The sequence below is a fragment of the Exercitatus varius genome (assembly GCF_029577735.1).
GTDB lineage: Bacteria > Pseudomonadota > Gammaproteobacteria > Enterobacterales > Pasteurellaceae > Exercitatus > Exercitatus varius.
In genome coordinates this window covers 1-24,942 of sequence record NZ_JARQTO010000016.1, presented here as the reverse complement: position 1 = coordinate 24,942, position 24,942 = coordinate 1, and the positions used below count along the sequence as shown (strand labels likewise).

26 protein-coding genes are annotated in these 24,942 nt (G+C 46.3%); 15 read left to right on the top strand and 11 right to left on the bottom strand.

Annotated features, from left to right (window positions below):
- Window positions 1-7 precede the first annotated feature (7 nt).
- The 5 genes from ruvC to aspS form a co-directional block, all read right to left on the bottom strand.
- Window positions 8-580 carry a crossover junction endodeoxyribonuclease RuvC gene (gene ruvC, locus P7M01_RS09760; protein WP_317483176.1) on the bottom strand — a complete coding sequence of 191 codons (573 nt, stop codon included), beginning with the start codon at window positions 578-580 and terminating at the stop codon, window positions 8-10.
- A gap of 60 nt (window positions 581-640) precedes the next feature.
- A complete protein-coding gene (locus P7M01_RS09755) occupies window positions 641-1,174 on the bottom strand; it encodes a hypothetical protein (RefSeq protein WP_202937087.1) in 534 nt (177 codons plus the stop codon).
- A 95-nt stretch (window positions 1,175-1,269) separates the two neighbouring features.
- A complete protein-coding gene (locus P7M01_RS09750) occupies window positions 1,270-2,013 on the bottom strand; it encodes a YebC/PmpR family DNA-binding transcriptional regulator (protein WP_202937086.1) in 744 nt (247 codons plus the stop codon).
- 230 nt (window positions 2,014-2,243) lie between these two features.
- Window positions 2,244-2,702, bottom strand: a complete 459-nt coding sequence (nudB, locus tag P7M01_RS09745; protein WP_317483177.1) for a dihydroneopterin triphosphate diphosphatase — start codon at window positions 2,700-2,702, stop codon at window positions 2,244-2,246.
- A 15-nt stretch (window positions 2,703-2,717) separates the two neighbouring features.
- Window positions 2,718-4,484 (bottom strand): aspartate--tRNA ligase, encoded by a 1,767-nt coding sequence (gene aspS / locus P7M01_RS09740; protein ID WP_317483178.1) that lies wholly within the window; start codon window positions 4,482-4,484, stop codon window positions 2,718-2,720.
- 110 nt (window positions 4,485-4,594) lie between these two features.
- Between aspS and cmoA the strand changes: the two genes are divergently transcribed.
- A complete protein-coding gene (gene cmoA, locus P7M01_RS09735; protein WP_317483179.1) occupies window positions 4,595-5,320 on the top strand; it encodes a carboxy-S-adenosyl-L-methionine synthase CmoA in 726 nt (241 codons plus the stop codon).
- Between the two features lie 124 nt (window positions 5,321-5,444).
- On the opposite strand, the gene pgtP is transcribed toward cmoA, so the two are convergent.
- Window positions 5,445-6,773: a phosphoglycerate transporter protein PgtP gene (gene pgtP, locus P7M01_RS09730; protein WP_317475771.1), complete on the bottom strand. Its 1,329-nt coding sequence runs from the start codon at window positions 6,771-6,773 to the stop codon at window positions 5,445-5,447.
- Window positions 6,774-6,940: 167 nt separating this feature from the next.
- On the opposite strand from pgtP, the gene gloA reads away from it, so the two are divergent.
- The 12 genes from gloA (at window position 6,941) to adk (ending at window position 17,617) form a co-directional block, all read left to right on the top strand.
- On the top strand, window positions 6,941-7,354 hold the full coding sequence (gene gloA / locus P7M01_RS09725; protein WP_202937078.1) for a lactoylglutathione lyase: 414 nt from the start codon (window positions 6,941-6,943) through the stop codon (window positions 7,352-7,354).
- Window positions 7,351-8,052 (top strand): ribonuclease T, encoded by a 702-nt coding sequence (rnt, locus tag P7M01_RS09720; protein WP_317475772.1) that lies wholly within the window; start codon window positions 7,351-7,353, stop codon window positions 8,050-8,052. The genes gloA and rnt overlap by 4 nt, the downstream gene beginning before the upstream one ends.
- Window positions 8,053-8,067: 15 nt before the next feature.
- On the top strand, window positions 8,068-9,423 hold the full coding sequence (locus P7M01_RS09715) for a Na+/H+ antiporter family protein (RefSeq protein ID WP_317480372.1): 1,356 nt from the start codon (window positions 8,068-8,070) through the stop codon (window positions 9,421-9,423).
- 45 nt (window positions 9,424-9,468) lie between these two features.
- Entirely contained in the window at window positions 9,469-10,050 is a 582-nt protein-coding gene (locus P7M01_RS09710; RefSeq protein WP_317483180.1) for a primosomal replication protein, read from the top strand.
- A gap of 104 nt (window positions 10,051-10,154) precedes the next feature.
- Entirely contained in the window at window positions 10,155-10,424 is a 270-nt protein-coding gene (gene rpsO / locus P7M01_RS09705; RefSeq protein WP_202937074.1) for a 30S ribosomal protein S15, read from the top strand.
- A 300-nt stretch (window positions 10,425-10,724) separates the two neighbouring features.
- Window positions 10,725-12,515, top strand: coding sequence for a fumarate reductase (quinol) flavoprotein subunit (frdA, locus tag P7M01_RS09700; RefSeq protein ID WP_317475775.1), 1,791 nt, complete (start codon window positions 10,725-10,727; stop codon window positions 12,513-12,515).
- A gap of 12 nt (window positions 12,516-12,527) precedes the next feature.
- A complete protein-coding gene (locus P7M01_RS09695; protein ID WP_202937072.1) occupies window positions 12,528-13,295 on the top strand; it encodes a succinate dehydrogenase/fumarate reductase iron-sulfur subunit in 768 nt (255 codons plus the stop codon).
- 10 nt (window positions 13,296-13,305) lie between these two features.
- Entirely contained in the window at window positions 13,306-13,695 is a 390-nt protein-coding gene (gene frdC / locus P7M01_RS09690; protein WP_317475776.1) for a fumarate reductase subunit FrdC, read from the top strand.
- A 19-nt stretch (window positions 13,696-13,714) separates the two neighbouring features.
- The gene (gene frdD / locus P7M01_RS09685) at window positions 13,715-14,059 is read left to right on the top strand and encodes a fumarate reductase subunit FrdD (RefSeq protein ID WP_202937070.1); all 345 of its coding nucleotides are present in this window, start codon (window positions 13,715-13,717) and stop codon (window positions 14,057-14,059) included.
- A 310-nt stretch (window positions 14,060-14,369) separates the two neighbouring features.
- Window positions 14,370-15,386 (top strand): UDP-glucose 4-epimerase GalE, encoded by a 1,017-nt coding sequence (gene galE / locus P7M01_RS09680; protein WP_202937069.1) that lies wholly within the window; start codon window positions 14,370-14,372, stop codon window positions 15,384-15,386.
- A 162-nt stretch (window positions 15,387-15,548) separates the two neighbouring features.
- Window positions 15,549-16,835 carry an AmpG family muropeptide MFS transporter gene (locus P7M01_RS09675; RefSeq protein WP_317483181.1) on the top strand — a complete coding sequence of 429 codons (1,287 nt, stop codon included), beginning with the start codon at window positions 15,549-15,551 and terminating at the stop codon, window positions 16,833-16,835.
- 137 nt (window positions 16,836-16,972) lie between these two features.
- Window positions 16,973-17,617, top strand: coding sequence for an adenylate kinase (gene adk / locus P7M01_RS09670; protein WP_317476511.1), 645 nt, complete (start codon window positions 16,973-16,975; stop codon window positions 17,615-17,617).
- 225 nt (window positions 17,618-17,842) lie between these two features.
- On the opposite strand, the gene P7M01_RS09665 is transcribed toward adk, so the two are convergent.
- The 5 genes from P7M01_RS09665 to mepM all read right to left on the bottom strand — a co-directional run bounded on the left by P7M01_RS09665 (window position 17,843) and on the right by mepM (window position 23,018).
- Window positions 17,843-18,748, bottom strand: coding sequence for a siderophore ABC transporter substrate-binding protein (locus tag P7M01_RS09665; protein WP_317483182.1), 906 nt, complete (start codon window positions 18,746-18,748; stop codon window positions 17,843-17,845).
- 18 nt (window positions 18,749-18,766) lie between these two features.
- A complete protein-coding gene (locus P7M01_RS09660) occupies window positions 18,767-19,537 on the bottom strand; it encodes an iron ABC transporter ATP-binding protein (RefSeq protein WP_317483183.1) in 771 nt (256 codons plus the stop codon).
- Window positions 19,534-20,460: an iron chelate uptake ABC transporter family permease subunit gene (locus tag P7M01_RS09655; protein ID WP_394853441.1), complete on the bottom strand. Its 927-nt coding sequence runs from the start codon at window positions 20,458-20,460 to the stop codon at window positions 19,534-19,536. Before P7M01_RS09655 ends, P7M01_RS09660 begins: the two co-directional genes overlap by 4 nt.
- A 31-nt stretch (window positions 20,461-20,491) precedes the next feature.
- On the bottom strand, window positions 20,492-21,445 hold the full coding sequence (locus P7M01_RS09650) for an ABC transporter permease (protein WP_317483184.1): 954 nt from the start codon (window positions 21,443-21,445) through the stop codon (window positions 20,492-20,494).
- 130 nt (window positions 21,446-21,575) lie between these two features.
- Complete coding sequence (gene mepM, locus P7M01_RS09645) at window positions 21,576-23,018, bottom strand: murein DD-endopeptidase MepM (protein ID WP_238398856.1); 1,443 nt, start codon at window positions 23,016-23,018, stop codon at window positions 21,576-21,578.
- A 194-nt stretch (window positions 23,019-23,212) separates the two neighbouring features.
- On the opposite strand from mepM, the gene znuC reads away from it, so the two are divergent.
- Both znuC and znuB read left to right on the top strand, forming a co-directional pair.
- Window positions 23,213-24,007, top strand: a complete 795-nt coding sequence (gene znuC / locus P7M01_RS09640) for a zinc ABC transporter ATP-binding protein ZnuC (protein ID WP_317481320.1) — start codon at window positions 23,213-23,215, stop codon at window positions 24,005-24,007.
- Between the two features lie 12 nt (window positions 24,008-24,019).
- Window positions 24,020-24,805 (top strand): zinc ABC transporter permease subunit ZnuB, encoded by a 786-nt coding sequence (gene znuB / locus P7M01_RS09635; RefSeq protein WP_317483185.1) that lies wholly within the window; start codon window positions 24,020-24,022, stop codon window positions 24,803-24,805.
- Window positions 24,806-24,942: the final 137 nt, after the last annotated feature.

Sequence of the window (24,942 nt, the reverse complement as noted above, 5' to 3'; positions counted from 1 at the left end):
ACAACAGCTAAACTTTCAAGCGGAAACGCCCCCGACTGTAACGCGTAAGCATAAGTGCGGGCGATTTTTCCTGAGTTTTTTTACTGTTAACACTCGCCGCCACATGCAGGCTATGCCCGATAGAATGAGCGTGAGTAATGGCAATGGCCAATGCATCCGCCGCATCCGCCTGAGGCTTATCCGACAACTTAAGAATGCGGGTGACCATATCCTGCACTTGGGTTTTATCCGCCGAACCGATGCCGACCACCGTCTGTTTTACCAAACGCGCCGCATATTCGAATACCGGCAGATTCCGGTTTACCGCCGCGACAATCGCCGTGCCGCGCGCATGTCCGAGTTTTAACGCCGAACTGGGATTTTTCGCCAGAAACACTTCCTCAATGGCAAACATATCCGGCTGAAATTGGGTAATAATTTCCGTCACGCCGGCGTAAATCCGCTTCAGACGCGTCGGTAAATCCTCTACCTGCGTACGGATTGCCCCGCTGCCAAGATATTCCAATGTACGTCCGGTCTGACGGATTACGCCGTATCCCGTTACGCGGGAACCGGGATCGATGCCTAAAATAATGGTCATAATCAAATAAAAAGCGAGCAGATATATGACTATCGGCCCGCTCGTCCATAAAAAGTAAAATTATTTATTCAGTATGCGAGTCGCAGCGCTATTTACTTTACAGAGTTTGGCTAAGATCTCATCCGTTCCCGCCCCTCTTTTGGTTAAATTACCGCCGGTTTTAGTGGTCGCATTGCTTAAATTAAAACCGTTCTCCACGCTCCAAAGATACTCGTCCGACTTAAACGAAACAAAATCACGGTTAGATTCATCGCGTACCAAAGTTGGAATCTGCTGCGTATTTTTACCTTTGCCTAATACTAAATTAACGGCTTTGGCTTCATCACCCTGGAATGAATAAGTTGCACTCAGAGTTGTCCGGTTTAAACAGGAATAAACGACGGATTTACTGGCACCGGTCAATTTTTCAACGCGCACATCCGCTTTACCTTTAATGTTCTGCGCAATATTTTGCGCTTCTTGCTGAGCATTTTGGGTTGCCTGTTCGACATTCGCTGCGGTGTTAGGTGCGGTTGCAGAGTTCGACTCCGCTAAAGAACAGGCTGCCAACACTGAAACTGATAAAAGAGTGGATACTAATTTGATAAGTTTCATGTACTCTCCTTAATAAAAATAAGCGTTACATCAAATATGTAACGCTTTCAGTCTACTTAATCGCGTATAAAAAGCAACCTGTTTTTCCGATTGAATTACAGCAAGGCCGCCACTTCATCGCTGATTTCACCGTTATGATAAACGTTTTGGACATCGTCGCAGTCTTCCAGCATATCGATTAAGCGCAATAATTTCGGTGCGGTTTCCGCATCCAAATCCACGCTTGTCGTCGGGATCATGCTGACTTCCGCTTCGGCAATTTTGAAGCCCGCTTTTTCGATGCCGTCACGCACATCGCCCAATTCTTCCCAAGCGGTATAGATTTCAAAAGAACCGTCGTCTTGCGGCTGAATATCCTCCGCACCCGCCTCGATAGCCGCTTCCGTTAAGGCGTCTTCATCCGCTCCCGCATCAATAATAATTAAGCCTTTTTTGTTGAATAAATAGCCTACCGAACCTTCCGTACCCAGATTGCCGCCGCATTTGGTGAAACTTGGACGAACCTGTGAAATGGTGCGGTTGGCGTTATCGCTTAAACATTCCACCATCACCGCCGTACCGCCCGGGCCGTAACCTTCATACACGCGAGTTTCCATATTAGTGTCGTCACCGCCGCCCACACCGCGCTCAATGGCGCGGTTGATGGTATCGCGCGTCATATTGCTGGCAAGGGCTTTATCCACCGCCGCACGCAAACGCGGATTGGAACCTACGTCACCGCCGCCGATTTTGGCGGCCGTAACCAATTCACGAATTAATTTGGTAAAGATTTTACCGCGTTGCGCATCTTGCGCCGCCTTGCGGTGTTTAATATTAGCCCACTTACTATGTCCTGCCATTTGATATTTTCCTTTTTAATTATTACGTTACTTTTCTTTGCGTTGCTAAAGAAAAGTAACCAAAAGAAAGGCAACCCTGCTTTGCCTTGTTTCCTAAAAATACTTTAATTTGTTTAACGAAAAATTTGTAAACTCGCTTCACTCAAACAGTACAAATTTTTCTACAAATTAAACCATTTTTAGGCGGTAAAGAAGGAAACCCATTGTTACATTAAAGCGCGGTTAAAAACTTACGATTTTTTGACCGCACTTTGGTCAATTAAATACTTTCTAATCGCCTGTGCATTGTTGGGCGATTTAGTCAGTTCTGCCGCTTTTGCGGGCGCTAGCCATTGATAGGCTAAATGCTCGGTTAAATCAGGTTCGCGCTCGAAAGGCAAGCCCAATAAAAACCAATGTTCTTTGCAATGCGTGACATTCGGCGCGTATTTATACCGAAAATGCGGGAAAATTTCAAATTCTACGGATTCATTGCAATCCACCAGTTCAAGATTTTCCGCCACAATATCCACGCCAATTTCTTCTTTTACTTCACGAAGTGCGGTCAAAAACGGCGTTTCTTTTTCCGCCAGCGATCCTGTTACCGATTGCCAGAATTCAGGATCGTCTTTGCGTTGCAGCATGAGAACCCTTCCTGAATTTTTTGCATAAATGACAACCAGAACGCTATTGGGATTTTTGTAATTCATTGCGTCCTTAAAACATTACTCGGCTTTCACCACCGAAATCGCCAGCTCCGTTAACGCCTGCGGATTTGCCGTGCTCGGCGCTTCCGTCATTAAACAGGCCGCCGCGGTAGTTTTCGGGAAGGCGATAACGTCACGGATGTTGTCTGTACCGGTGAGCAGCATGGTTAAACGATCTAAACCGAAGGCCAGACCCGCATGCGGCGGCGTGCCGAATTTTAAAGCGTCCAGCAGGAAACCGAATTTTTCCCGTTGTTGTTCTTCGTCAATGCCCAAAATGCGGAACACGGTTTGCTGCATTTTCGGATCAAATATACGTACCGAACCGCCGCCCACTTCGTAGCCGTTAATGACCATATCATAGGCGTTCGCCACCGCACTTGTCGGATCCGCTTCAAGCTGTTCCGGACTAAAATCTTTCGGTGAGGTGAACGGATGATGCATGGCGGCAAGATTGCCTTCTTCGTCGCGTTCAAACATCGGGAAATCGATCACCCATAGCGGCGCCCATTCGTCCAAACGGGTTAAGCCCAAATCACGCCCCAATTTCAGGCGTAATGCGCCCATTGCGTCGGTGGCGGTTTGCCATTTGTCCGCGCCGAAGAATAAAATATCGCCCGTTTGGGCAAAAGTGCGGTCAAAAATCGCCTTGATTTTTTCTTCCGTTAAGAATTTTGCAATCGGGCTTTGCACGCCTTCAAGACCGGCATTCACATCGTTCACTTTCAGCCACGCCAAGCCTTTTGCACCGTAAATGCCCACAAATTGAGTGTATTCGTCAATTTGTTTGCGGGTGATATTTGCACCGTTCGGCACGCGAATCACCGCCACCCGGCCGTTTGCATCATTTGCCGGGCCGCTGAATACTTTGAAATCCACGTCTTTCACGATATCCGCGATATCCGTGATTTCCAACGGATTGCGCAAATCCGGTTTGTCGGAGCCAAAACGCTGCATAGCTTCGGCCCATGTCATCACCGGGAATTTGCCTAAATCCACGTTAATGATGTTTAACCACAAACCGTGAATCATTTTTTCCATAATTTCGCGTACTTCCGGTGCGGTTAAGAAGCTGGTTTCCACATCGATTTGGGTGAATTCGGGTTGACGATCCGCACGCAAATCTTCGTCACGGAAACATTTAACGATTTGGTAATAACGGTCAAACCCGGACATCATTAGCAGCTGTTTGAACAACTGCGGAGACTGCGGCAACGCGTAGAATTTGCCTTTATGCACGCGGCTCGGTACTAAATAGTCACGAGCGCCTTCCGGAGTGGCTTTGGTCAGCATCGGCGTTTCAATATCCAGGAATCCCTGTTCATCCATAAAACGGCGTACAAAGCTGGTGATCTTAGCCCGTTTTTTCAACCGCTGCGCCATTTCCGGACGGCGTAAATCCAAATAACGGTATTTTAAGCGCTGTTCTTCGGTGTTGTTTTGGTTGAAGTCCAGCGGTAACACATCGGAAGCGTTATAAACGGACAATGCTTTTGCCAGCACTTCCACTTCGCCGGTCGCCATGTTTTTGTTGATTTGATTATCCGGACGCGCGATCACTTCGCCTTTAATTTGAATACAGAACTCATTGCGCAAACCAGCGGCGGCGGTTAAGGCTTCCTGATATTTCGGATCGAAACAGACCTGCACGATACCTTCGCGATCACGCATATCGATAAAAATTAAACCGCCCAAATCGCGACGGCGATGAACCCAACCGCTTAACGTCACTTCTTGCCCGATGTTGCCGCGGTTTAACGCACCGCAATAATGAGAACGCATCATATCTGTTTTCCTTTAAAATTTATTCTGACAAAATAACCGGCAAATTATAGCTGAAAAAAATCAAAACTTCTTCTAAAATAACCGCACTTTTGAGCCGAATAACCAGAATTATGAACAAAGATACCATTTTTTCCGCCCCTATCGAGAAATTGGGAGATTTTACTTTTGATGAAAATGTGGCGGAAGTGTTTCCCGATATGATCCAGCGTTCCGTACCGGGCTATTCCAATATCATCACCGCCATCGGCATGCTGGCCGAACGTTTCGTCACGCCTAATAGTCAAGTTTATGACTTGGGTTGCTCGCGGGGCGCCGCGACCCTTTCCGCTCGGCGCAATATCAAACAAGCGAACGTCAAAATTATCGGCGTGGATAATTCCCAACCCATGGCGGAACGCGCCCGCCAGCATCTCAACGCTTATCACAGTGAAATTCCGGTAGAAATTTTATGCGACGACATCCGTAACATCCGCATTGAAAACGCCTCAATGGTGATTTTAAACTTCACCCTGCAATTTCTGCCGCCGGAAGATCGGCAAGCCGTGCTGGAAAAAATTTATCGCGGATTAAATCCGGGCGGACTGTTGGTTTTATCGGAAAAATTCCGTTTCGAAGACGAAACCACAAACAACCTGCTAATCGATTTACATCATACCTTCAAACGCGCCAACGGCTACAGCGAACTGGAAGTCAGCCAAAAACGCGCGGCATTGGAAAACGTCATGCGAATCGACAGCCTCAACACGCATAAAGTGCGGTTAAAAAACGTGGGATTTTCTCATGTGGAACTGTGGTTCCAGTGTTTTAACTTCGGATCGATGATCGCGTTAAAATAATTCGCTAATTTAAGCATAACGATAAAATCAATAAATCTATGATAAATGGATGACGGATAAATAAAAAACATGAAAAAAAATGCCCGCACTTGACACATAAAGTGCGGACATTTTTATTGATAATTTATGCTTGATTCGGTTTATAGAATAAGGTGTATGCAATGAAAATGAAACCTAGTACGCATGCCGCAATTAAGGCATAAAAACCACCGTCCCAGCCGTACAGGTCAACCAGTTTCCCCATCACCCAACCGGCGGAAGCCGAGCCCAGTAAATAGCCGAATAAACCGGTTAATCCCGTTGCCGTACCCGTTGCCACGCGCGGAGCTAAATCCGCCGCCTGTAAACCAATCATCATCACCGGTCCATAAATCAAGAAGCCGATTGCCACAAGACAAATATTATCCACCAACGGATTACCCGCCGGATTTTTCCAATAAACCAAAATGGCAATCAGTACGCCTACAAGGAATAACAACATGGGTGGAGCGCGATGTCCCTTAAAGACATGATCGCTTAAATAACCGCTCGCCAACATGCCAAAAATTCCGGCATACTCATAAAGGAAATACGCCCAGCTTTGTTTATCTACAGTGAAATGTTTCACTTCTTTGAGATAAGTCGGTGCCCAGTCGATAATGCCATAACGGATGAAATACACGAATACATTGGCAATAGCAATCGCCCATAGAAATTTATTATACATAATGTATTTTCTAAAAATATCCATGGAAGATAAAGTATGAGCGGACTCAACTTTTTCAATTACTTTCTCACCCTTCCATTCATCTACCGGCGGCAATCCTTCGGATTCCGGCGTATCACGCATTAGGAAAAATATAATAAATGCCAAAACAATGGCAATTAAGGCCGGCAAATAGAAAAGGGATTGCCATGCACCAAAAATCGCTAACCCCAATAAAGCCAGCGGACCAATTAACCCACCACCTAAATTATGTGATATATTCCACCAACTCCACCAGCCGCCGCGTTCTGATTTACTGAACCAGTTTGTCATGGTTTTCGCACCCGGCGGATATCCCATGCCTTGGAACCATCCGTTTAACGCACCCAGTACAACCATAAACGGAATGGATGCCAACACGCCAGGCACTAAACCGAAGAACAAGCTCACACAAGCGGAACCTAATAACCCCAACGTAATGAAATATTTAGGATTAGAACGATCCGACACATTCCCCATAATGAACTTACTGAAACCATAAGCCAAGGATAGCGCCACACCGACGATACCAAGATCAGCTTTGCTGTAACCGTATTCATCAATTAAATAAGGAATAGCAAGAGAGAAATTTTTACGGATAAGATAATAGGCGGCATAACCAATGAAAACACCGGCAAATACCTGCCAACGTAATTTACGATATTCGGCATCTGTCCGAGATGCGTCAATACGCGGAATTGGGGGTGAAGCTTTTAAGAAAGCAAACATATACAACTCCTTATTTGTCTTATAAGCTTGCCTTGGTTATATCTTTTTCCGGGCATAAAATTCAATCACTATTATTCAAATTTGTGATCTAACTCACGCTCTTCTTATCTATATAATTCTGTGGCATAATTCCAGCGTTTTTATATTTCACATATCAGGAGAAAATCATGCGAATTCTACACACAATGCTTCGCGTGGGAGATTTAGACCGTTCGGTTAAATTCTATCGGGAAGTTTTAGGCATGCGTTTGCTGCGCACCAGTGAAAACCCGGAATATCAATATTCATTAGCGTTTTTAGGTTATGACGACGAAGACAAAAGCGCCGTAATCGAACTGACTTATAACTGGGGCGTGAGCGAATATGAATTAGGTACGGCATACGGTCATATCGCCATTGGCGTAGACGATATTTATGCCACCTGCGAAGCGGTAAAATCGCACGGCGGCAAAGTCACCCGCGAACCGGGCCCGGTTAAAGGCGGCACCACAGTGATTGCTTTCGTGGAAGATCCGGACGGCTATAAAATCGAATTTATCGAAAATAAAGACGCTAAATCGGGATTAGGAAACGCATTTTGACGGAACAACATTTAACGGAACCGCAAGCGGAAAGTCAACCCGATTATCGTTTGCTTAAAAACCGTTTCCGCGGTTATTATCCTGTGGTGATTGATGTGGAAACCGCCGGTTTGAATTGTCAAACCGACGGTTTGCTCGAACTGGCCGCCATTACGCTGAAAATGGATGAAAACGGCGATCTGGCGCCCGATCAAACCTATCATTGCCATATCCGCCCTTTTGAAGGCGCGGGCATTAATCCCGAATCCATGAAAATCAACGGTATCGATTTAGAAAGTCCGATTCGCAACGCCATTGCCGTATCGGAATCGGAAGCGATAACCGGTTTGTTCCAAATGGTGCGCCGCGGACAAAAAAACGCCGAATGTCAGCGTTCCATTATTGTGGCGCATAACGCCGCCTTCGATCACGGATTTGTGATGGCGGCGGCCGAACGCACGAAAATCAAACGAAATCCGTTTCACCCTTTCGGCAGCTTCGATACCGCCACTCTGAGCGGATTAATGTTCGGGCAAACGGTGCTGGTGAAGGCCTGTCAGGCGGCGAATATTTCCTTTGACGGCAAACAGGCGCATTCAGCATTGTACGATACCGAACGGACGGCGGAGTTATTTTGTTATATGGTCAATCATTTGAAAGCGTTGGGCGGATTTCCGCATCTCGCCCAAAACGTTGAAAAATTTGACCGCACTTTTTAAATCTAAGGACATACAATGTTAACCAATGCAGTTGTTATCTCAATTATCGTGTTGCTTATTTTAAGCCTGTTACGCATTAATGTTGTTATCGCGCTCATTATCTCAGCGTTAACCGCAGGATTGACCGGCGGTTTAGGTCTTAGCAAAACCATTGAAACCTTTACCGGCGGCTTAGGCGGCGGAGCCGAAGTGGCCATGAATTACGCGATTCTCGGCGCCTTCGCGATAGCGATTTCCAAATCCGGTATTACGGATTTACTGGCGTTCAAAGCGATTAAACGTCTGGGCAAAACGCCGACGGGAAAATCCGTCACCGGATTTAAATATTTTATTTTGACGGTACTGCTGGCCTTTTCGATTTCTTCGCAAAACCTGTTACCGGTGCACATCGCCTTTATTCCGATCGTGGTGCCGCCGCTGTTGAGCATTTTCAATCGATTAAAAATCGATCGCCGCGCCGTAGCTTGCGTATTAACTTTCGGTTTAACCGCCACTTATATGTATTTACCGGTGGGTTTCGGTAAAATCTTTATCGAAAGCATTCTGGTGAAAAACATTAACGAAGCGGGCGCTTCACTGGGCTTACAAACCAATGTCGGCGAAGTGTCCATGGCGATGACAATTCCCGTTATCGGCATGTTTTTAGGCTTATTAACCGCGGTGTTCATTACTTATCGCAAACCGCGCGAATATCAAGTGCACATCGAAGAACCGACCACGGCCGAAATCGAACGACATATCGCCGGCATCAAACCCATCCACGTATGGGTAAGTCTGCTGGCGATTATCGTGACTTTCGGACTTCAGCTGTTCACCAGCTCAACCATTATCGGCGGGCTGGCGGGCTTAATTATTTTCGGGGTTTTCGGCGTTTTCCGCCTGAAAGAAAGCAATGATATTTTCCAACAAGGCCTGCGTTTAATGGCGATGATCGGTTTTGTAATGATTGCCGCATCGGGTTTTGCCAACGTAATCAACGCAACCGGCGACGTCACCGAATTGGTCAACGGTTTCAGTCAGGGTTTAGGCCCGGAAAACAAAGGCATTGCCGCATTTTTAATGTTGTTGGTGGGCTTGCTCATCACCATGGGCATCGGTTCGTCGTTCTCCACCGTGCCGATTATTACTTCCATTTACGTGCCTTTATGTCTTGCCGTCGGTTTTTCACCGCTCGCCACGGTTTCCATCGTCGGTGTGGCGGCCGCCTTGGGAGACGCGGGTTCGCCGGCATCGGACTCCACTCTGGGGCCGACTTCCGGTTTAAATATCGACGGTAAGCACGATCACATTTGGGACAGCGTGGTACCGACCTTTATCCACTACAACATTCCGTTGATGGTATTCGGTTGGATCGCCGCCATGACGTTATAATCCTATCCCCCGTCCTCCGGGGGATTCGTTTATGCAGAAAAAACTATGCAAAATCTGACCGCACTTTTAAGCCGGCTGCACCAGTTGATTACCCGGTTGCAGCAACAATACGAACCCGTGAAGCGTGAAATTTTATACACAAAATTTGATCCGGCGGTATTTTCCGAAAATTTTCAACCGGTGGAATTTTATCTGAACGAAATCCGCCATTGCGCGGAGCAAATTTCACGCCTCACTCCCGAAGATGTGGAACAAACGGCCTTTCTCAGTGAGAAATTATCGGCGCAATATAACGCGCTGACCGACGCATTGTCGTTTATTGAAAAGCCTCAGGCCAAAAGTGCGGTCAATTTTAAGCAAGTTTTTAACGAACGGGAAACGCAGCGTCGGCAACTGGAACAACTGCCGCCGCGCGAACGTTTGATAAAATATTATGAAGCCTTGCAGGCGTTAAATGAAAAACTGAACGGGCAGAAGGACTTACAAAAACAATCTCAATCGGAAACCGAAAAAATGCGGATTCAGCAGCAAATCGACATCACCCGACGCCGCCGCCAACGTTGCCTGGACGCCATTGAAGTGCTGGAAGAATATCTGGCGTTTAAGCAAAATCAAAGTAAAGAATAAGTTGCAAAATCCCGTTAAACCGCTACAATACACACTTCCTTATCGTCGCTGAATTAGAGATCGGCGAACGATGTATCGTTAACTTACTTTTTAGGAGTAAAAAAATGTCTCTAAGCGTAGAACAAAAAGCTGCAATCGTTGCAGAATTCGGTCGTGATGCAAAAGACACTGGTTCGTCAGAAGTTCAAATCGCATTATTAACCGCTCAAATCAACCATCTTCAAGATCACTTTGCCGAGCACAAAAAAGACCACCACGGTCGTCGCGGTTTATTACGCATGGTTTCTCGTCGTCGTAAATTATTAGACTACCTGAAACGTACCGATTTAGCGAAATATTCCGAAATTATTACGCGTTTAAATTTACGTCGCTAATTTTCGCATCAGGCAAAATTTTAAAGCACCCAACGATATCGGGTGCTTTTTTTATGCCTGACGAACCAGCATTCGCAATCGTTTACTCAATTGAAATACATTTAAATAAAAACATTTCTCATCTCAGATTTTTCATTTTTTGAGGTAGATCACAAAATATCAGATTAATTCGTGAAATAGTTAAAAAGAGGTAGAAATTGGATAAAATCGTGGCAAAATGCTCGATAGTGAAAAATGAGATCACTCATTAACACGGTTTAAATTTGAGTTTTATTTACTTAATTATTGGAGAAAAATATCGTGCAAACAGTTAATGTCGATATTGCGATTGTGGGTGCCGGCGGTGGCGGTTTACGCGCGGCGATTGCGGCGGCGGAAGCAAATCCTAACCTAAAAATTGCATTAGTTTCTAAAGTTTATCCGATGCGTAGCCATACCGTGGCGGCCGAAGGCGGCGCGGCGGCGGTTATTAAAGAAGAAGATAGCTATGACAAACACTTCCAAGACACTGTTGCCGGCGGCGACTGGTTGTGTGAACAAGACGTTGTAGAATATTTCGTTAAACATTCACCGGTGGAAATGACTCAACTTGAACGTTGGGGTTGCCCGTGGTCCCGTAAAGCGGACGGTGACGTTAACGTACGCCGCTTTGGCGGAATGAAGATCGAACGGACTTGGTTCGCAGCCGATAAAACCGGTTTCCACATGCTTCATACGTTATTCCAGACTTCCATCCAATATCCGCAAATTCAACGTTTTGACGAACATTTCGTGTTGGATATTTTAGTGGATGACGGTCATGCCCGCGGCATGGTTGCCATGAACATGATGGAAGGCACGTTAGTGCAAATTAATGCGAATGCCGTTGTTATTGCGACGGGTGGCGGTTGCCGTTCATTCAAATTCAATACTAACGGCGGTATTGTGACCGGTGACGGTTTATCCATGGCGTATCGTCACGGCGTACCGCTTCGCGATATGGAATTCGTTCAATATCACCCGACCGGCTTGCCGAATACCGGTATCTTAATGACCGAAGGTTGCCGTGGCGAAGGCGGTATTTTAGTCAATAAAGACGGTTACCGTTACTTACAGGATTACGGTTTAGGCCCGGAAACTCCGATCGGCAAACCGCAAAACAAATACATGGAATTAGGTCCGCGCGATAAAGTCTCTCAGGCATTCTGGCAGGAATGGAAAAAAGGCAACACATTGAAAACGGCGAAAGGCGTTGATGTGGTGCACTTGGATTTACGTCATTTGGGTGCGGATTATTTACACGAACGTCTTCCGTTCATTTGCGAATTAGCTAATGCCTACGAAGGCGTGGATCCGGTTAAAGAGCCGATTCCGGTTCGTCCTGTGGTTCACTACACCATGGGCGGTATTGAAATCGACTTCAACAGCGAAACCCGTATTAAAGGTTTATTTGCTGTGGGCGAATGTGCGTCTTCAGGCTTACACGGCGCCAACCGTTTAGGTTCTAACTCCCTTGCCGAATTAGTGGTTTTAGGTCGCGTTGCCGGTGAACACGCCGCACAACGTGCGACCGAAGCGCAATCCGTTAATCAGACGGCGGTGGATGCGCAAGCCCGCGACGTAGTGAAACGCCTGGAAGATCTTTACAATCAGGAAGGTACCGAAAACTGGGCGGATATCCGCGAAGAAATGGGTACGGCAATGGAAGAAGGTTGCGGTATTTATCGTGACGAAGCCAGCATGCAAACTGCGGTTAATAAAATTGCCGAATTGAAAGAACGTTATAAACGCATCCGTATTCAGGATCGTTCAAGCGTGTTCAACACCAACGTACTTTACACCGTAGAATTAGGTTACATCTTAGATGTGGCTCAATCTATCGCGAACTCTGCGTTGCAACGTAAAGAATCCCGCGGTGCGCACCAACGTTTAGATTATACCGAACGTGACGACGTGAATTATTTGAAACATACGCTTGCCTTCTACAACGGCAACGATGCACCGCGTATCGACTACAGCGATGTGAAAATTACCACATTCCAACCTGCTAAACGCGTGTACGGCGCGGAAGCCGAAGCTCAAGAAAAAGCGGCTAAAGCCCAAAACGCATAAGGAGAACGCAACATGACGAATCAAGTAATGAACGTAGAAATCTTGCGTTACAACCCTGAAACAGACAAAGAACCGTATTTAAAAACTTATCAAGTCCCTTATGACAACCAAACGTCTCTGTTGGATGCATTGGGTTATATTAAAGATCGCCTGGAGCCGGAATTGTCTTATCGCTGGTCTTGCCGAATGGCGATCTGCGGTTCTTGCGGCATGATGGTAAATAACATTCCTAAACTGGCATGTAAAACTTTCTTGCGCGATTACAGCGGTCATATGCGTATCGAAGCTTTGGCAAACTTCCCTATCGAACGCGATTTAGTGGTGGATTTAAGCCATTTCATCGAAAGTCTGGAAGCGATTAAACCGTACATTATCGGCAATAAAATGCCCGAATTGGACGGTCAACCGCATGAATCGGCGGAATTACAAAAAAGCCGTACCAAACAAACACCGAAACAGTTGGAAAAATACCGTCAGTTCTCAATGTGTATCAACTGTGGTCTATGCTACGCCGCTTGTCCGCAATTCGGCTTAAACCCTGAGTTTATCGGTCCTGCCGCGTTAACCATGGCACATCGTTATAACCTTGACAACCGCGATAACGGTAAAGCCGAACGTATGCCGATTATTAACGGCGACAACGGTGTATGGACTTGTACTTTCGTGGGAGCGTGTTCCGAAGTTTGTCCGAAACACGTTAATCCGGCCGCGGCGATCAACCAAGGCAAACTGGAAAGTGCGAAAGACTTCTTAATCTCAATGTTAAAACCAAAAGCATAAGGGGAAAGCAATGAGCGAATTAACCACAAAACGTAATAAATACGTCCGTGAAATCACCCCGACTTGGTGGAAAAGCTGGGATTTTTATCGATTCTATATGGTACGTGAAGCAACCGCGATTCCGACCGTTTGGTTCTGTTTAGTATTGCTTTACGGCGTATTCTCACTGGCTGATAATACTTTTGCCACCGATTTTGTCGGTTTCATGCAAAATCCGATTGTGATGATTTTAAATATCATCTCATTGGCTGCGATGTTATTACACGCTTTCACGCTGTTTACTATGACGGGTGAAGTGATGTCTAACAGCACCGGCTTAAAAGCGGAAGTCATCAAAAAAGCGCTGCAAATTGCGTTTGCCGTTGTTTCCGTTATCGGCTTAATTCTTGCTTTCATTTAACCGTATAAGGAGCAAAAGAATGATCAATACAAATCCAAAACGTTCTAATGAGCCACCTGTATGGTTATTGTTCAGTGCAGGCGGCATGGTCAGCGGACTGGCTTTTCCGGTATTAATTTTAATCCTGGGGATTTTATTACCTTTAGGCATTATTTCACCGGACGGCATTATCGCATTCGCCCATCACTGGTTCGGCAAGTTAGTGATTTTAGTGCTAACCATTTTCCCGGCGTGGGCGGGTTTACACCGTATCCACCACGGCATGCACGATATTAAAGTACATGTCCCGGCGGGCGGTTTAATCTTTTACGGATTAGCGGCACTTTACACTGTCGTTGCCATTTGGGGCGTTGCGTCAATCTAATCGCAACTCATCATTCGGAACCTCATACTTAGTATGAGGTTCTTTTTTATTGCGGTAACAGGTTTACGCCGAAAAACGGTTTAGAAGCTCGGGAAACGATTCGCGCTAAATCCGGCCAAAGTGCGGTCAAAAAAAGCATCGTTTTTTTAAACGTTGACTTTGCCAACGACCTCTTGGGAGAGCAATCCTTTTAAGGATTGCGAATAAAAAATCGCGTGTTTTTTGACCGCACTTTAGGATAATACTTTTCCCTCTGGCTCAAAAGTTTTATACTTGTCACCGGTTTTACACGATAGAAAAGGAAAAACATATGGCAATTTTAGTGACGGGCGGTGCAGGTTACATCGGTTCGCATACCGTGGTCGAACTGCTTAACGCGGGCAAGGACGTCGTGGTATTAGACAATCTTTGCAACGCGTCCCCTAAATCTCTGGACCGTGTGGCGCAAATTACGGGTAAACAGGTAAAATTTTACGAAGGCGATGTGTTGGATCGCGCCATGCTGCAAAAAATCTTTACCGAAAACAAAATCGAATCGGTCATTCATTTTGCCGGTTTAAAAGCTGTCGGTGAAAGCGTACAAAAGCCGCTTTATTACTACGAAAATAACGTAGGCGGTTCCATTATTTTAACGGAAGAAATGCTGAAAGCCGGCGTGAATACCATCGTATTCAGCTCTACCGCAACGGTTTACGGCGTGCCGGAAGTGGTGCCCGTTACGGAAGAAAGCGCCGTCGGGGCCACCACCAGCCCTTATGCAACCTCTAAATACATGGTGGAACGCATTCTTGCCGATACGGTTAAAGTTAACCCGCAATTCAGTGCCATCGTATTGCGTTACTTCAATCCGGTCGGCGCCCATGAAAGCGGCTTAATCGGCGAAGATCCGAACGGAATTCCGAATAACTTAATGCCGTTTATCAGCCAGGTGGCCATCGGTAAATTGCCGGAACTTTCCGTATTCGGCGACGATTATGACACACCGGACGGCACGGGCGTGCGCGACTACATTCACGTGGTGGATCTGGCGGTCGGTCACTTAAAAGCGCTTGATAAACACCAAGGTCAACCGGGTTTACACACCTATAATTTAGGCACCGGCGTGGGTTATTCCGTGTTGGATATGGTGAAAGCGTTTGAAAAAGTAAACGACATCAAAGTGCCTTATAAAGTGGTTGCCCGTCGTGCGGGAGATATCGATTCCTATTATTCGAGCCCGAAAAAAGCGGCCGAAGTTTTGGGTTGGACCGCCACACATACGCTGGAAGATATGATGCGCGACACCTGGAACTGGCAGAAAAATAATCCGCAAGGTTATGAAGGTTAATCCGCCTCTCACATGCGATATAACCCGGGCGTATTAATTACGCCCGTTATACCGTGCGCTAAAAAAACTTTCGAAAAATCGCCCGCACTTTTTCATTTAAAGACTTCTCGTTCATTATTTGTTATGCTTTCGCGTATCAAATATTCGTCATCAATCATCAACATGTCACAACAAGCTTTACCGAAACCGTCTTTGGCTTCGCAAATTTTCAGCCGTAATATGCTTATCTGTATTTTTACGGGATTCAGTTCGGGTTTACCGTTTTATATTATCAGCTCGCTGCTGCCCGTCTGGCTGCGCTCCGAGCAGGTGGATTTGGAAACGCTCGGTTATTTTACTGCCGTTACGCTGCCCTTTAGCTGGAAATTTCTGTGGGCGCCGTTGCTGGATCGTTACGTCCCGCCCTTTCTGGGACGCCGCCGCGGCTGGATTCTGATTTCCCAGATTTTACTGATTATTTCTCTGGCGCTTTTCGGTTTTATTTCGCCCCATAATAATCAGGGGTTAATGCTGATTGCCGCCCTGGCGACGCTGTGTTCTTTTTTTTCCGCGAATCAGGATGTGGTACTTGATGCCTACCGGCGCGAAATTCTGTCCGATAACGAACTCGGTTTAGGCAATTCCATTCATGTGAACGCTTATCGCATTTCAGGCCTGGTGCCCGCTTCCTTATCGCTGATTTTGTCCGATCACTTTCCGTGGCAAACCGTCTTTATCATCACTGCGCTGTTTATGCTGCCGGGCATTTTTATGACCTTGTTTCTTAGCAAAGAACCCAAAATCTCGCTCGATTCTCACCGCACTTTAAAAGACAACGTGGTGGAACCGTTCAAAGAATTCTTTGGCCGTAAAGGCGTCTGTTCGGCACTCGCTATTCTCGCCTTCATTTTTCTGTACAAATTAGGCGACAGCATGGCCACCGCATTGATTTCACCTTTTTATTTAGACATGGGGTACAGCAAAACCCAAATCGGGCTGGTCGCTAAAAACGCCTCTTTATGGCCGATGGTCGTCGCCAGTATCGCAGGCGGCATTATTATGCTGAAAATCGGCATTAACCGCGCATTATGGTTATTCGGCATGGTGCAGATTATCACGATTTTAGGCTTCGCCTGGTTGGCCAAACAAGGACCGTTCGAACAAATCGGAACCTACGAAATTTTTATACTCAGTTTAGTGATTGCGGCGGAATATATCGGTGTCGGGTTAGGCACCTCCGCCTTCGTGGCGTTTATGGCGCGGGAAACCAACCCGCTTTATACCGCCACGCAACTGGCGCTATTTACCAGTTTATCCGCGCTGCCGCGCGCCACTTTAAACACGCAGGCGGGAGCATGGATTAATGCGCTGGGTTATTACGATTATTTCTGGCTTTGCTTTTTCCTTGCCATTCCCGGCATGCTTTGCCTTTACTGGGTGGCGCCCTGGAACGGAAAAAACAGCGCTTGACAACAAACCAAACGCACCGTTTTTTTAGACCTGACACAAAAAACCGTCGATAAAACCCAAATATTTCCCTTCAAAGCTTGAGTTTAGGCTACAACAAAGGTAAGGTAAGCGGGTTAATTTGAAACAATGAGGTTAATATGAAAATCATTCTTTTAGGTGCGCCAGGAGCGGGCAAAGGTACGCAAGCGCAATTCATCATGAACAAATTCGCTATTCCCCAAATTTCAACGGGCGATATGCTGCGGGCGGCAATCAAAGCCGGCACGGAATTGGGCAAACAGGCCAAAACGCTGATGGATGCGGGGCAGTTGGTTCCCGATGATTTAATCATTGCCCTGGTGCAGGATCGCGTCGCACAACCGGACTGCGAAAAAGGTTTCTTATTAGATGGTTTCCCTCGCACGATTCCGCAAGCCGACGCTTTAAAAGCCGCCGGTATCGGCATTGACTACGTATTGGAATTCGATGTGCCGGATGACGTGATCGTCGAACGTATGAGCGGCCGCCGCGTGCATCCGGCTTCCGGTCGTTCGTATCACGTGGTTTACAATCCGCCGAAAGTGGAAGGAAAAGATGACGTCACCGGCGAAGACTTAATCATTCGCGCGGATGACAAACCGGAAACCGTGTTAGATCGCTTGAACGTCTATCACACCACCACCCAACCGTTGGTGGATTATTACCAGGCTGAAGCCAAAGCGGGCAACACTCGGTACTTCCGTTTAGACGGCACTCAACCGGTTGAAGCGGTCAGCCGCGAACTGGATAAAATTTTAGCGTAATTCGGGAAAAGTAACGGTATTATGTAGCAGTTGCACAAACATTTAATGTTTTCGTAGGGGCGGGGTTTATCCCCGCCCGAATCTCATTCAAATATCAGGGCTTACGGGCGGGGATAAACCCCGCCCCTACATAAATTTTCCTAAAATTGACTTTTGTGCAACCGCTACATAATACCGAAAAGTAAAAAAAGTGCGGTCAAATTTGACCGCACTTTTTCGTTTCCATTACTTAACGGCATGAGCAATTTCATCAATCATCGTATTCATGGATTGCAAACCGCCGAAAGCAAGATACCAGTTGGCGGCATTCAAATACACAATATGGTGATTCCGGGCCGCTTTGGTTTTGTTAATAATTTCGTTATTCAGCACGGTTTGGGCATTGTTAACTTTATCCGTGATGGCGGCGGTGCGATCCACCACGAGTAAATAATCGGGATTTTTCTCCGCCACATACTCAAATCCGACGCTGTTGCCGTGGGTTGAGCCGCTCAAATTGGTGTCAATCGGCGTAAAACCGAATTTTTGATAAACCAATGCATAACGGGATTTATCGCCGAAAGCGCTGATTTTGCTTTCGTTCACTAAAGTCACTAACGCCGTTTTATTTTTGGTTAAGGTTTCCAACGCCGAAAAACGTTTATCCAATAACGCCAGTTTTTCTTTTGCCGCGCTTTCCTGATTGAAAATTTTACCTAACGCCAGAATATTTTGTTGGAACGACGCGTAATAATCGGTGTAATTATTGTCGATATAAAACACCGGTGCGATTTCTTTCAATCGGTCAACCACTTTACGCTGGCGCGGCGAGGCGATAATTAAATCCGGTTCCGCTTCATTAATATTTTCGAAAGAAGGTTCGACCAGGGAACCCATATCGGCGTATTTGTCATCCGAAAATTCACTCAGATAATCCGGCATGCTGCCTTTTGACACGCCGACCACCCGATCTTTCACTCCCAGTTCGCGTAAACTGTCTAACGCGCCCAAATCCAGCACCACAACTTTCTGCGGATTATCCGGCACGATTTGCTTCCCGGCATAATTTTCCACCGTTATGTTACCCGCCTGAACATTGACCGACCAAAGTGCGGTCAAACCGACTGCTAAAACTGATAATGTTTTTTTCATTTTTCTATCCTTTCTTCGTTAATTGGAATGTCTAAAATAAGTGGCGATTTTATATCCGTCTATTTCCTGAATCGGAATGAACATATCGTAAATTTTCTGTAATACGTCGCTTTGCATAATATCTTCGACCGCGCCCTGCTCCACGAGCTTTCCGTTTTTCATGGCGATAATGAAATCCGAATAACAGGAGGCGAAATTAATGTCGTGAATCACAATCACCACGGTTTTGCCCAGCTCCGATACCAGCTTGCGCAACACTTGCATAATCTGCACGGAATGTTTCATATCCAGATTATTTAAGGGTTCGTCCAGCAAAATATAATCCGTATCCTGCGCCAGCGTCATGGCAATATAAGCGCGTTGGCGCTGGCCGCCGCTTAAATTGTCAATATACTGATCACGAAATTCTTCTAAATTCATGTAACCGATAGCGTTATCAATAAAAGTGCGGTCGATTTTTGTGAGATTTCCTTTGGAATAAGGAAAACGGCCGAACGCCACCAAATCTTCCACCGTTAAACGCAAACTGATGTGATTCGATTGCTTCAAAATAGATAATTGTTTGGCAATATCAGCGCTCTTTTGCGCCATTAAGGATCGACCGTTCAACAACACATCGCCGGATTCGGGAGAAATCAGGCGGCTCATAACGGATAATACGGTGCTTTTCCCCGCTCCGTTGGGGCCGATAAACGAGGTGATTTTGCCTTGCGGAATGGTGACGGACACGTTATCCACCACCACTTTATTGCCGTACCGCTTGTAAATATCTCGAATCTCTATTGTCATGTTCTGCTCGTTCTTAACAGTAAATAAATAAAATATACGCCGCCGACGAAATTAATAATAATGCTTAAGGTCGTATTAAAAGTGAACACCTGCGAGACCAGCACCTGCCCGACGAGTAACGTAATAACGGAAATCAGCATTGCCGCCGGAATCAGTATTTTGTGTTTATGGGTCGGCATAAATTCGAAGGTGAGATTCATCACTAATAAGCCTAGAAATGTCAACGGCCCGACCAATGCGGTAGAAACCGACACCAATACGGCGACCAAAATCAGCAGTCGCTTGGTTAAACGTTGATAAGGCACGCCAAGGTTAATTGCGGCATCCCGCCCTAAGCACAAAACATCGAAATAACGTAAATAGCGCAGCGTAATCAAAATGCCGGCCAGCAGCACTGCCGCCGCCAGCCATAAAATATGAATATTAATGCGGTTAAAACTGGCGAAACCGATATCCTGCGCAATTTGAAATTCGTTCGGATCAATCAACACTTCCATAAATGTCGTCAGGCTTTGGAACAGCGTGCCGAAAATAATTCCCACCAATAACAAAAAGAAAATATTCTGCCGTTCCTTGTTGAACAGAAAGTGATACAACGCCACGGCAAACAATACCATGCTCGCGGTAGACACCAGAAACAGCACAAGCGGATTCACCGACATTAGGGTAGCGGAACCGAATAAAAAGATAATTACGGTCTGAATCAACAAAAACAAACTGTCCAATCCCAGAATGCTCGGCGTCAGTATCCGATTATTCACCACGGTTTGGAAAATCATGGTCGCTAAAGCGATTGCAACGCCGGTAATAACAATCGCCAGCAAGCTTAAACTGCGGTGATACAGCGCGTATTCCCAGCGATTCGGTAAGTGGTAAAACAAATACAGACCGACGGCAATTAAGGTTAAAATGCCTAAACTCATCAATTTTTGACCGCACTTTGATCTCATCAAATTAACCATGCCGATACCGCTTGAATAAAAGAAGCAAAAAAATCCCGCTGCCCATAACGCCCACCACGGTATTAATGGCAATTTCATAAGGGAAAATGATCAAACGTCCGAAAATATCGCATATCAGGACGAATACGGCGCCCAGTAACGCGGTATGAGACAAAACTTTTTTCAGATTATCGCCCAGATAAAGCGTCACCATATTGGGAATAATCAGCCCTAAAAACGGGATCACGCCCACGGAAATAATAACGACGGAAGACACCGTCGCCACAATCGCCAGGCCTAAATACATCACTTGTTTGTAATTCAGGCCCAGATTCGTGGCAAAATCCTGTCCCATTCCTACGATAGAAAACCGATTGGCAAATAAATACGCCGCCAGTAAAGCGGGAATACTGAAATACAACAGCTCGTAACGCCCCGCCATCACCAACGAAAAATCCCCTTGCAGCCAACCCGACAGGTTTTGCAGCAAATCCTCTTTATAGGCGATAAATGCCGCTATCGAGCTGATAATGTTGCCGAACATAATCCCCACTAACGGCACAAAAATGGCGTCTTTGAATTTCAGATGGGCCAAAATCGTCATAAATAACAACGTACCTAAAAAAGAAACCGCCACGGCAATCGCGGTTTTCAACAGCATCGACGCCGAAGGAAACAGCAATATCGCGATTAAAATCCCCAAACGCGCCGAATCCATCGTGCCCGCCGTCGTCGGCGAAACAAACCGGTTACGGCTCAGTTGTTGCATAACAAGCCCGCAAATGCTTAATGCCGAGCCTGCGATTAAAATACTCACCAAACGCGGCAGACGGCTAATCAGAAAAATCGACCATTGTTCGGTATCTAAGCACAATAATCCCTCAAGATTTACCGTGCTCACGCCGATAAATAAAGATAAGAGAGAAAATAAAACGAGGAGACAAAAAAGATAGCGACGCTTTAACATGAATTCAAAATACGAATAATTCTTATATTCATGTTAGCATGTTGGAATCATGATGTGAAGTGCAAAAAGTGCGGGCAAAAAAACGATCATTTTTTTGCCCGCACTTTGTTCTGAACCCGAAGCTACACACTTAGAATTTAAGCTGGCGTTCCACGGATTTGGCGCGCGCCAGGAAAACCCGGCGTTCCGAATCCTGCATGCCGCTGTTGCCGCCCGGTAATTTCACGGTCAACGGGTTCACCGGACGTCCGTTAATGTGGAACTCATAATGTAAATGGGCGCCGGTAGAAATCCCGGTGTTGCCGGATAAAGCGATCCGTTCGCCCCGTTTAACGGACTGTCCTGCGCGCACAAGCGGTCGGCTTAAATGCATATAGACAGTTTGATATTCGCGTCCATGACGCAAGATGATATAGCGACCGGCGCCGCCCGCCTGATAAGCCACTTTTTCGACGATGGCGTCTGCCGGCGCAATTACCGGCGTACCGGTCGGCAACGCGAAATCCACGCCTTTATGCGGCCGAATGCGTTTTGTCACCGGATGACGGCGTTTCGGGTTAAACGGCGAAGACACCCGAGCCTGACGCTGAATCGGATAACGGGAGAATCCTTTCCCCAACGTTTCGCCCTGCCGGCTGTAATAACGGCCGTTTTCCGCCTGAATCGCATAATAGCTTTTCCCTTGGCTTTTAATGTGAATCGCTTCCACATTACCTTGTCCGGTTAGTTTATTTTCCAAATATTCGCGGGAAATCAAAATGGCAAAATCATCGCCTTTTTTCAGCTTATTCATGCTGAACTGCCATTGTAATGCGGTAATCAACTGATTGATTTGGCGTCCGTCCAAACCCTGGCTTCGTAAACTTGCACGGAAAGAAGTCGACACGCTTCCGCGCAGCACTTCTTTTTTCCAGATACTTTTCTTTTCAATAATCTGACGAACGAATTTGCCGTCTTCTTTACGCTCATACACCCGTTCTTCTTTCTCGGAAACCAACCAGTTCATATATTCCAGATCATTTTCGTTATCCAGAATCCAATACAATTGCTGACCCGGCTTCAGATTTTTTAATTCCGGATAACTGGCGATTAATTTTTTACTGGTATCGTCTTCCAAACCGGATAATTCCAACACGTCTTTCAACGTGTCGCCGCGCACCACACTGTGGTTGAATTGATCGGTAATACGTTTCGCCTGATCGACGGCATCCAGTAAGCCGTCGATAGCACTTTGAGCTTCCGCCGGTAAAGGTTCGCTCAAATCAAAATCGTTGGGATTGATTTTTATCTCGTCCACTTCATCGTCTTTATCGGATAATTCGTCGTCATAAGAGGTGGCGTCGATATCTTCTTTACCCGCTGCGGTTTCGCCGTCTTTATTATTTTCCGGTTCATTTTGTAAGGTTTGATAGACGGTTTCTTCCGGCATTTGTTCCGGCTTGTGTTCCACCGTATCTTTCAGACTCAGAATGCCGCCCGCCACAATACACACAATTGCACAGAAGAAAATCAACGCTTTAATACGTGATTTTCTTCTGCGTCTGTCTCTGGCTAATTTGACGTGCTGAGTCACCGGGTTGATTATCCTAAAAAAACTAACTGAATTTGTGCGTCTTGAGACACTGAAAAAACGGAAAGATTCATTATACATGAATCCCCTTCTATTTAAACGGACAAATAATTAGCATTCGTCAAAACCGGCAAAACTTTTCATCTTTCAAGAAATGCGCTATTCTTACACGCTTTCATTTGTAATTGGGTCAGGCTATGAAAATCAACACCATTCGGGTTCCTTTGGTTGAACTGGATAACATCAGTGTCGTTTTTGGACAAAAGATCGCTTTACAAAATATCAATTTACAAATTTTTCCTAATACGGTGATTACTATCGTCGGTCCGAACGGTGCGGGCAAATCCACTTTATTAAAGGTGTTGCTGAAGCTACTGCCGCCCACAACCGGCACCGTCAAATACAACAAAAATCTGCGTATCGGTTACGTACCGCAGAAAATTCACCTCGATCACAGCCTGCCGATAACCGTGCGGAAATTTTTATCGCTGAAAAAAAACATCCGCGCCTCGGATATTCAAACCGCTCTGGAGCGATTATCCATATCGCATTTGGCGCAAAGCGCCATGCAAAAACTTTCGGGCGGAGAAATGCAGCGGGTGTTGTTGGCGCGCGCCATGCTGAACAAACCGAATCTGCTGGTATTGGACGAACCGACTCAAGGCGTGGATATTAACGGACAGGCGGAACTTTATCAGCTCATCCACCAAACCAGAGAAACCTTAAATTGCGCAGTGCTCATGGTTTCTCACGATCTGCACATTGTGATGGCGGACACTAACGAGGTTGTCTGTATCAACCGTCATATTTGCTGCGCGGGCACGCCCGAAACGGTATCGAACGATCCCACGTTCATCCAGCATTTCGGCGATCAGTTTTCCCAAAACGTGGCGTTTTACACGCATCGCCACAATCACCGCCACAATATGCACGGCGACGTTTGTTGTTTAAGCAATCAACCTTGTACGCAACATATGACCGCCAAAAAATAACCGAGAATCATTATGTTAGAAATTTTACTTCCCGCCTGGTTAACCGGAATTTTACTTTCCTTCATCACCGCGCCCCTCGGCGCTTTTGTGGTGTGGCGTAAAATGGCGTACTTCGGCGATACCCTCGCCCACTCCGCGTTACTTGGCGTAGCGTTGGGGATTTTTCTGAATATTGATCCCTACCTCAGCATTTTAATTCTTACGGTCATACTCGCCGTCGTCATGGTTTGGCTGGAAAGCAATACGCAATATTCTGTGGACACCATTCTCGGCATTATTGCTCACAGCTGTCTTTCCCTCGGCGTGGTGACCGTCGGTCTGCTGCAAAACGTGCGCGTGGATTTAATGGGATATTTATTCGGCGATCTGCTCGCCGTTACCTTTGAAGATCTGCGGATGATTTCCATCGGCGTCATTTTGGTGTTAAGCGTGCTGATTTATCTGTGGAAACCGCTGATTTCCACCACGGTCAGCCCCGAACTGGCGCAAGTGGAAGGCATTAACATTCGCCGTATGCGCTTTATTCTCATGATTCTCACCGCCTTAACCATTGCGCTCAGCATGAAATTCGTCGGCGCATTAATCATTACTTCGCTGTTAATCATTCCCGCCGCCACCGCAAGACGTTTCGCCCGCACGCCGGAAATGATGGCGGTTATCGCCGTTTTCGTCAGCATGATCGCGGTTTCCATGGGCTTAATGCTGTCCGCGTTCTACAATACCGCCGCCGGCCCGTCGGTGGTGATCTGTTCCGCCTGTTTATTCTTGTTATCGTTAATCAAAAAAGAATCTTTTTAGCTCTGTTTCACCGAAATTTCGGACAAAAGTGCGGTCACAAAAAGCAACGCTTTTTGAACGTTGGCTTTTCCAACGGTGGCGGAGCCATAAGTAATCGCACCGGCGATTACGCATAAAATTTGCAAAGTTTTTACCCA

Coding starts and splice junctions, on each gene's coding strand:
- ruvC (WP_317483176.1), bottom strand. CDS start 580: ATGACCATTATTTTAGGCATCGATCCCGGTTCCCGCGTAACGGGATAC.
- P7M01_RS09755 (WP_202937087.1), bottom strand. CDS start 1,174: ATGAAACTTATCAAATTAGTATCCACTCTTTTATCAGTTTCAGTGTTG.
- P7M01_RS09750 (WP_202937086.1), bottom strand. CDS start 2,013: ATGGCAGGACATAGTAAGTGGGCTAATATTAAACACCGCAAGGCGGCG.
- nudB (WP_317483177.1), bottom strand. CDS start 2,702: ATGAATTACAAAAATCCCAATAGCGTTCTGGTTGTCATTTATGCAAAA.
- aspS (WP_317483178.1), bottom strand. CDS start 4,484: ATGATGCGTTCTCATTATTGCGGTGCGTTAAACCGCGGCAACATCGGG.
- cmoA (WP_317483179.1), top strand. CDS start 4,595: ATGAACAAAGATACCATTTTTTCCGCCCCTATCGAGAAATTGGGAGAT.
- pgtP (WP_317475771.1), bottom strand. CDS start 6,773: ATGTTTGCTTTCTTAAAAGCTTCACCCCCAATTCCGCGTATTGACGCA.
- gloA (WP_202937078.1), top strand. CDS start 6,941: ATGCGAATTCTACACACAATGCTTCGCGTGGGAGATTTAGACCGTTCG.
- P7M01_RS09715 (WP_317480372.1), top strand. CDS start 8,068: ATGTTAACCAATGCAGTTGTTATCTCAATTATCGTGTTGCTTATTTTA.
- P7M01_RS09710 (WP_317483180.1), top strand. CDS start 9,469: ATGCAAAATCTGACCGCACTTTTAAGCCGGCTGCACCAGTTGATTACC.
- rpsO (WP_202937074.1), top strand. CDS start 10,155: ATGTCTCTAAGCGTAGAACAAAAAGCTGCAATCGTTGCAGAATTCGGT.
- P7M01_RS09695 (WP_202937072.1), top strand. CDS start 12,528: ATGACGAATCAAGTAATGAACGTAGAAATCTTGCGTTACAACCCTGAA.
- frdC (WP_317475776.1), top strand. CDS start 13,306: ATGAGCGAATTAACCACAAAACGTAATAAATACGTCCGTGAAATCACC.
- frdD (WP_202937070.1), top strand. CDS start 13,715: ATGATCAATACAAATCCAAAACGTTCTAATGAGCCACCTGTATGGTTA.
- galE (WP_202937069.1), top strand. CDS start 14,370: ATGGCAATTTTAGTGACGGGCGGTGCAGGTTACATCGGTTCGCATACC.
- P7M01_RS09675 (WP_317483181.1), top strand. CDS start 15,549: ATGTCACAACAAGCTTTACCGAAACCGTCTTTGGCTTCGCAAATTTTC.
- adk (WP_317476511.1), top strand. CDS start 16,973: ATGAAAATCATTCTTTTAGGTGCGCCAGGAGCGGGCAAAGGTACGCAA.
- P7M01_RS09665 (WP_317483182.1), bottom strand. CDS start 18,748: ATGAAAAAAACATTATCAGTTTTAGCAGTCGGTTTGACCGCACTTTGG.
- P7M01_RS09660 (WP_317483183.1), bottom strand. CDS start 19,537: ATGACAATAGAGATTCGAGATATTTACAAGCGGTACGGCAATAAAGTG.
- P7M01_RS09655 (WP_394853441.1), bottom strand. CDS start 20,460: ATGAGTTTAGGCATTTTAACCTTAATTGCCGTCGGTCTGTATTTGTTT.
- P7M01_RS09650 (WP_317483184.1), bottom strand. CDS start 21,445: ATGTTAAAGCGTCGCTATCTTTTTTGTCTCCTCGTTTTATTTTCTCTC.
- znuC (WP_317481320.1), top strand. CDS start 23,213: ATGAAAATCAACACCATTCGGGTTCCTTTGGTTGAACTGGATAACATC.
- znuB (WP_317483185.1), top strand. CDS start 24,020: ATGTTAGAAATTTTACTTCCCGCCTGGTTAACCGGAATTTTACTTTCC.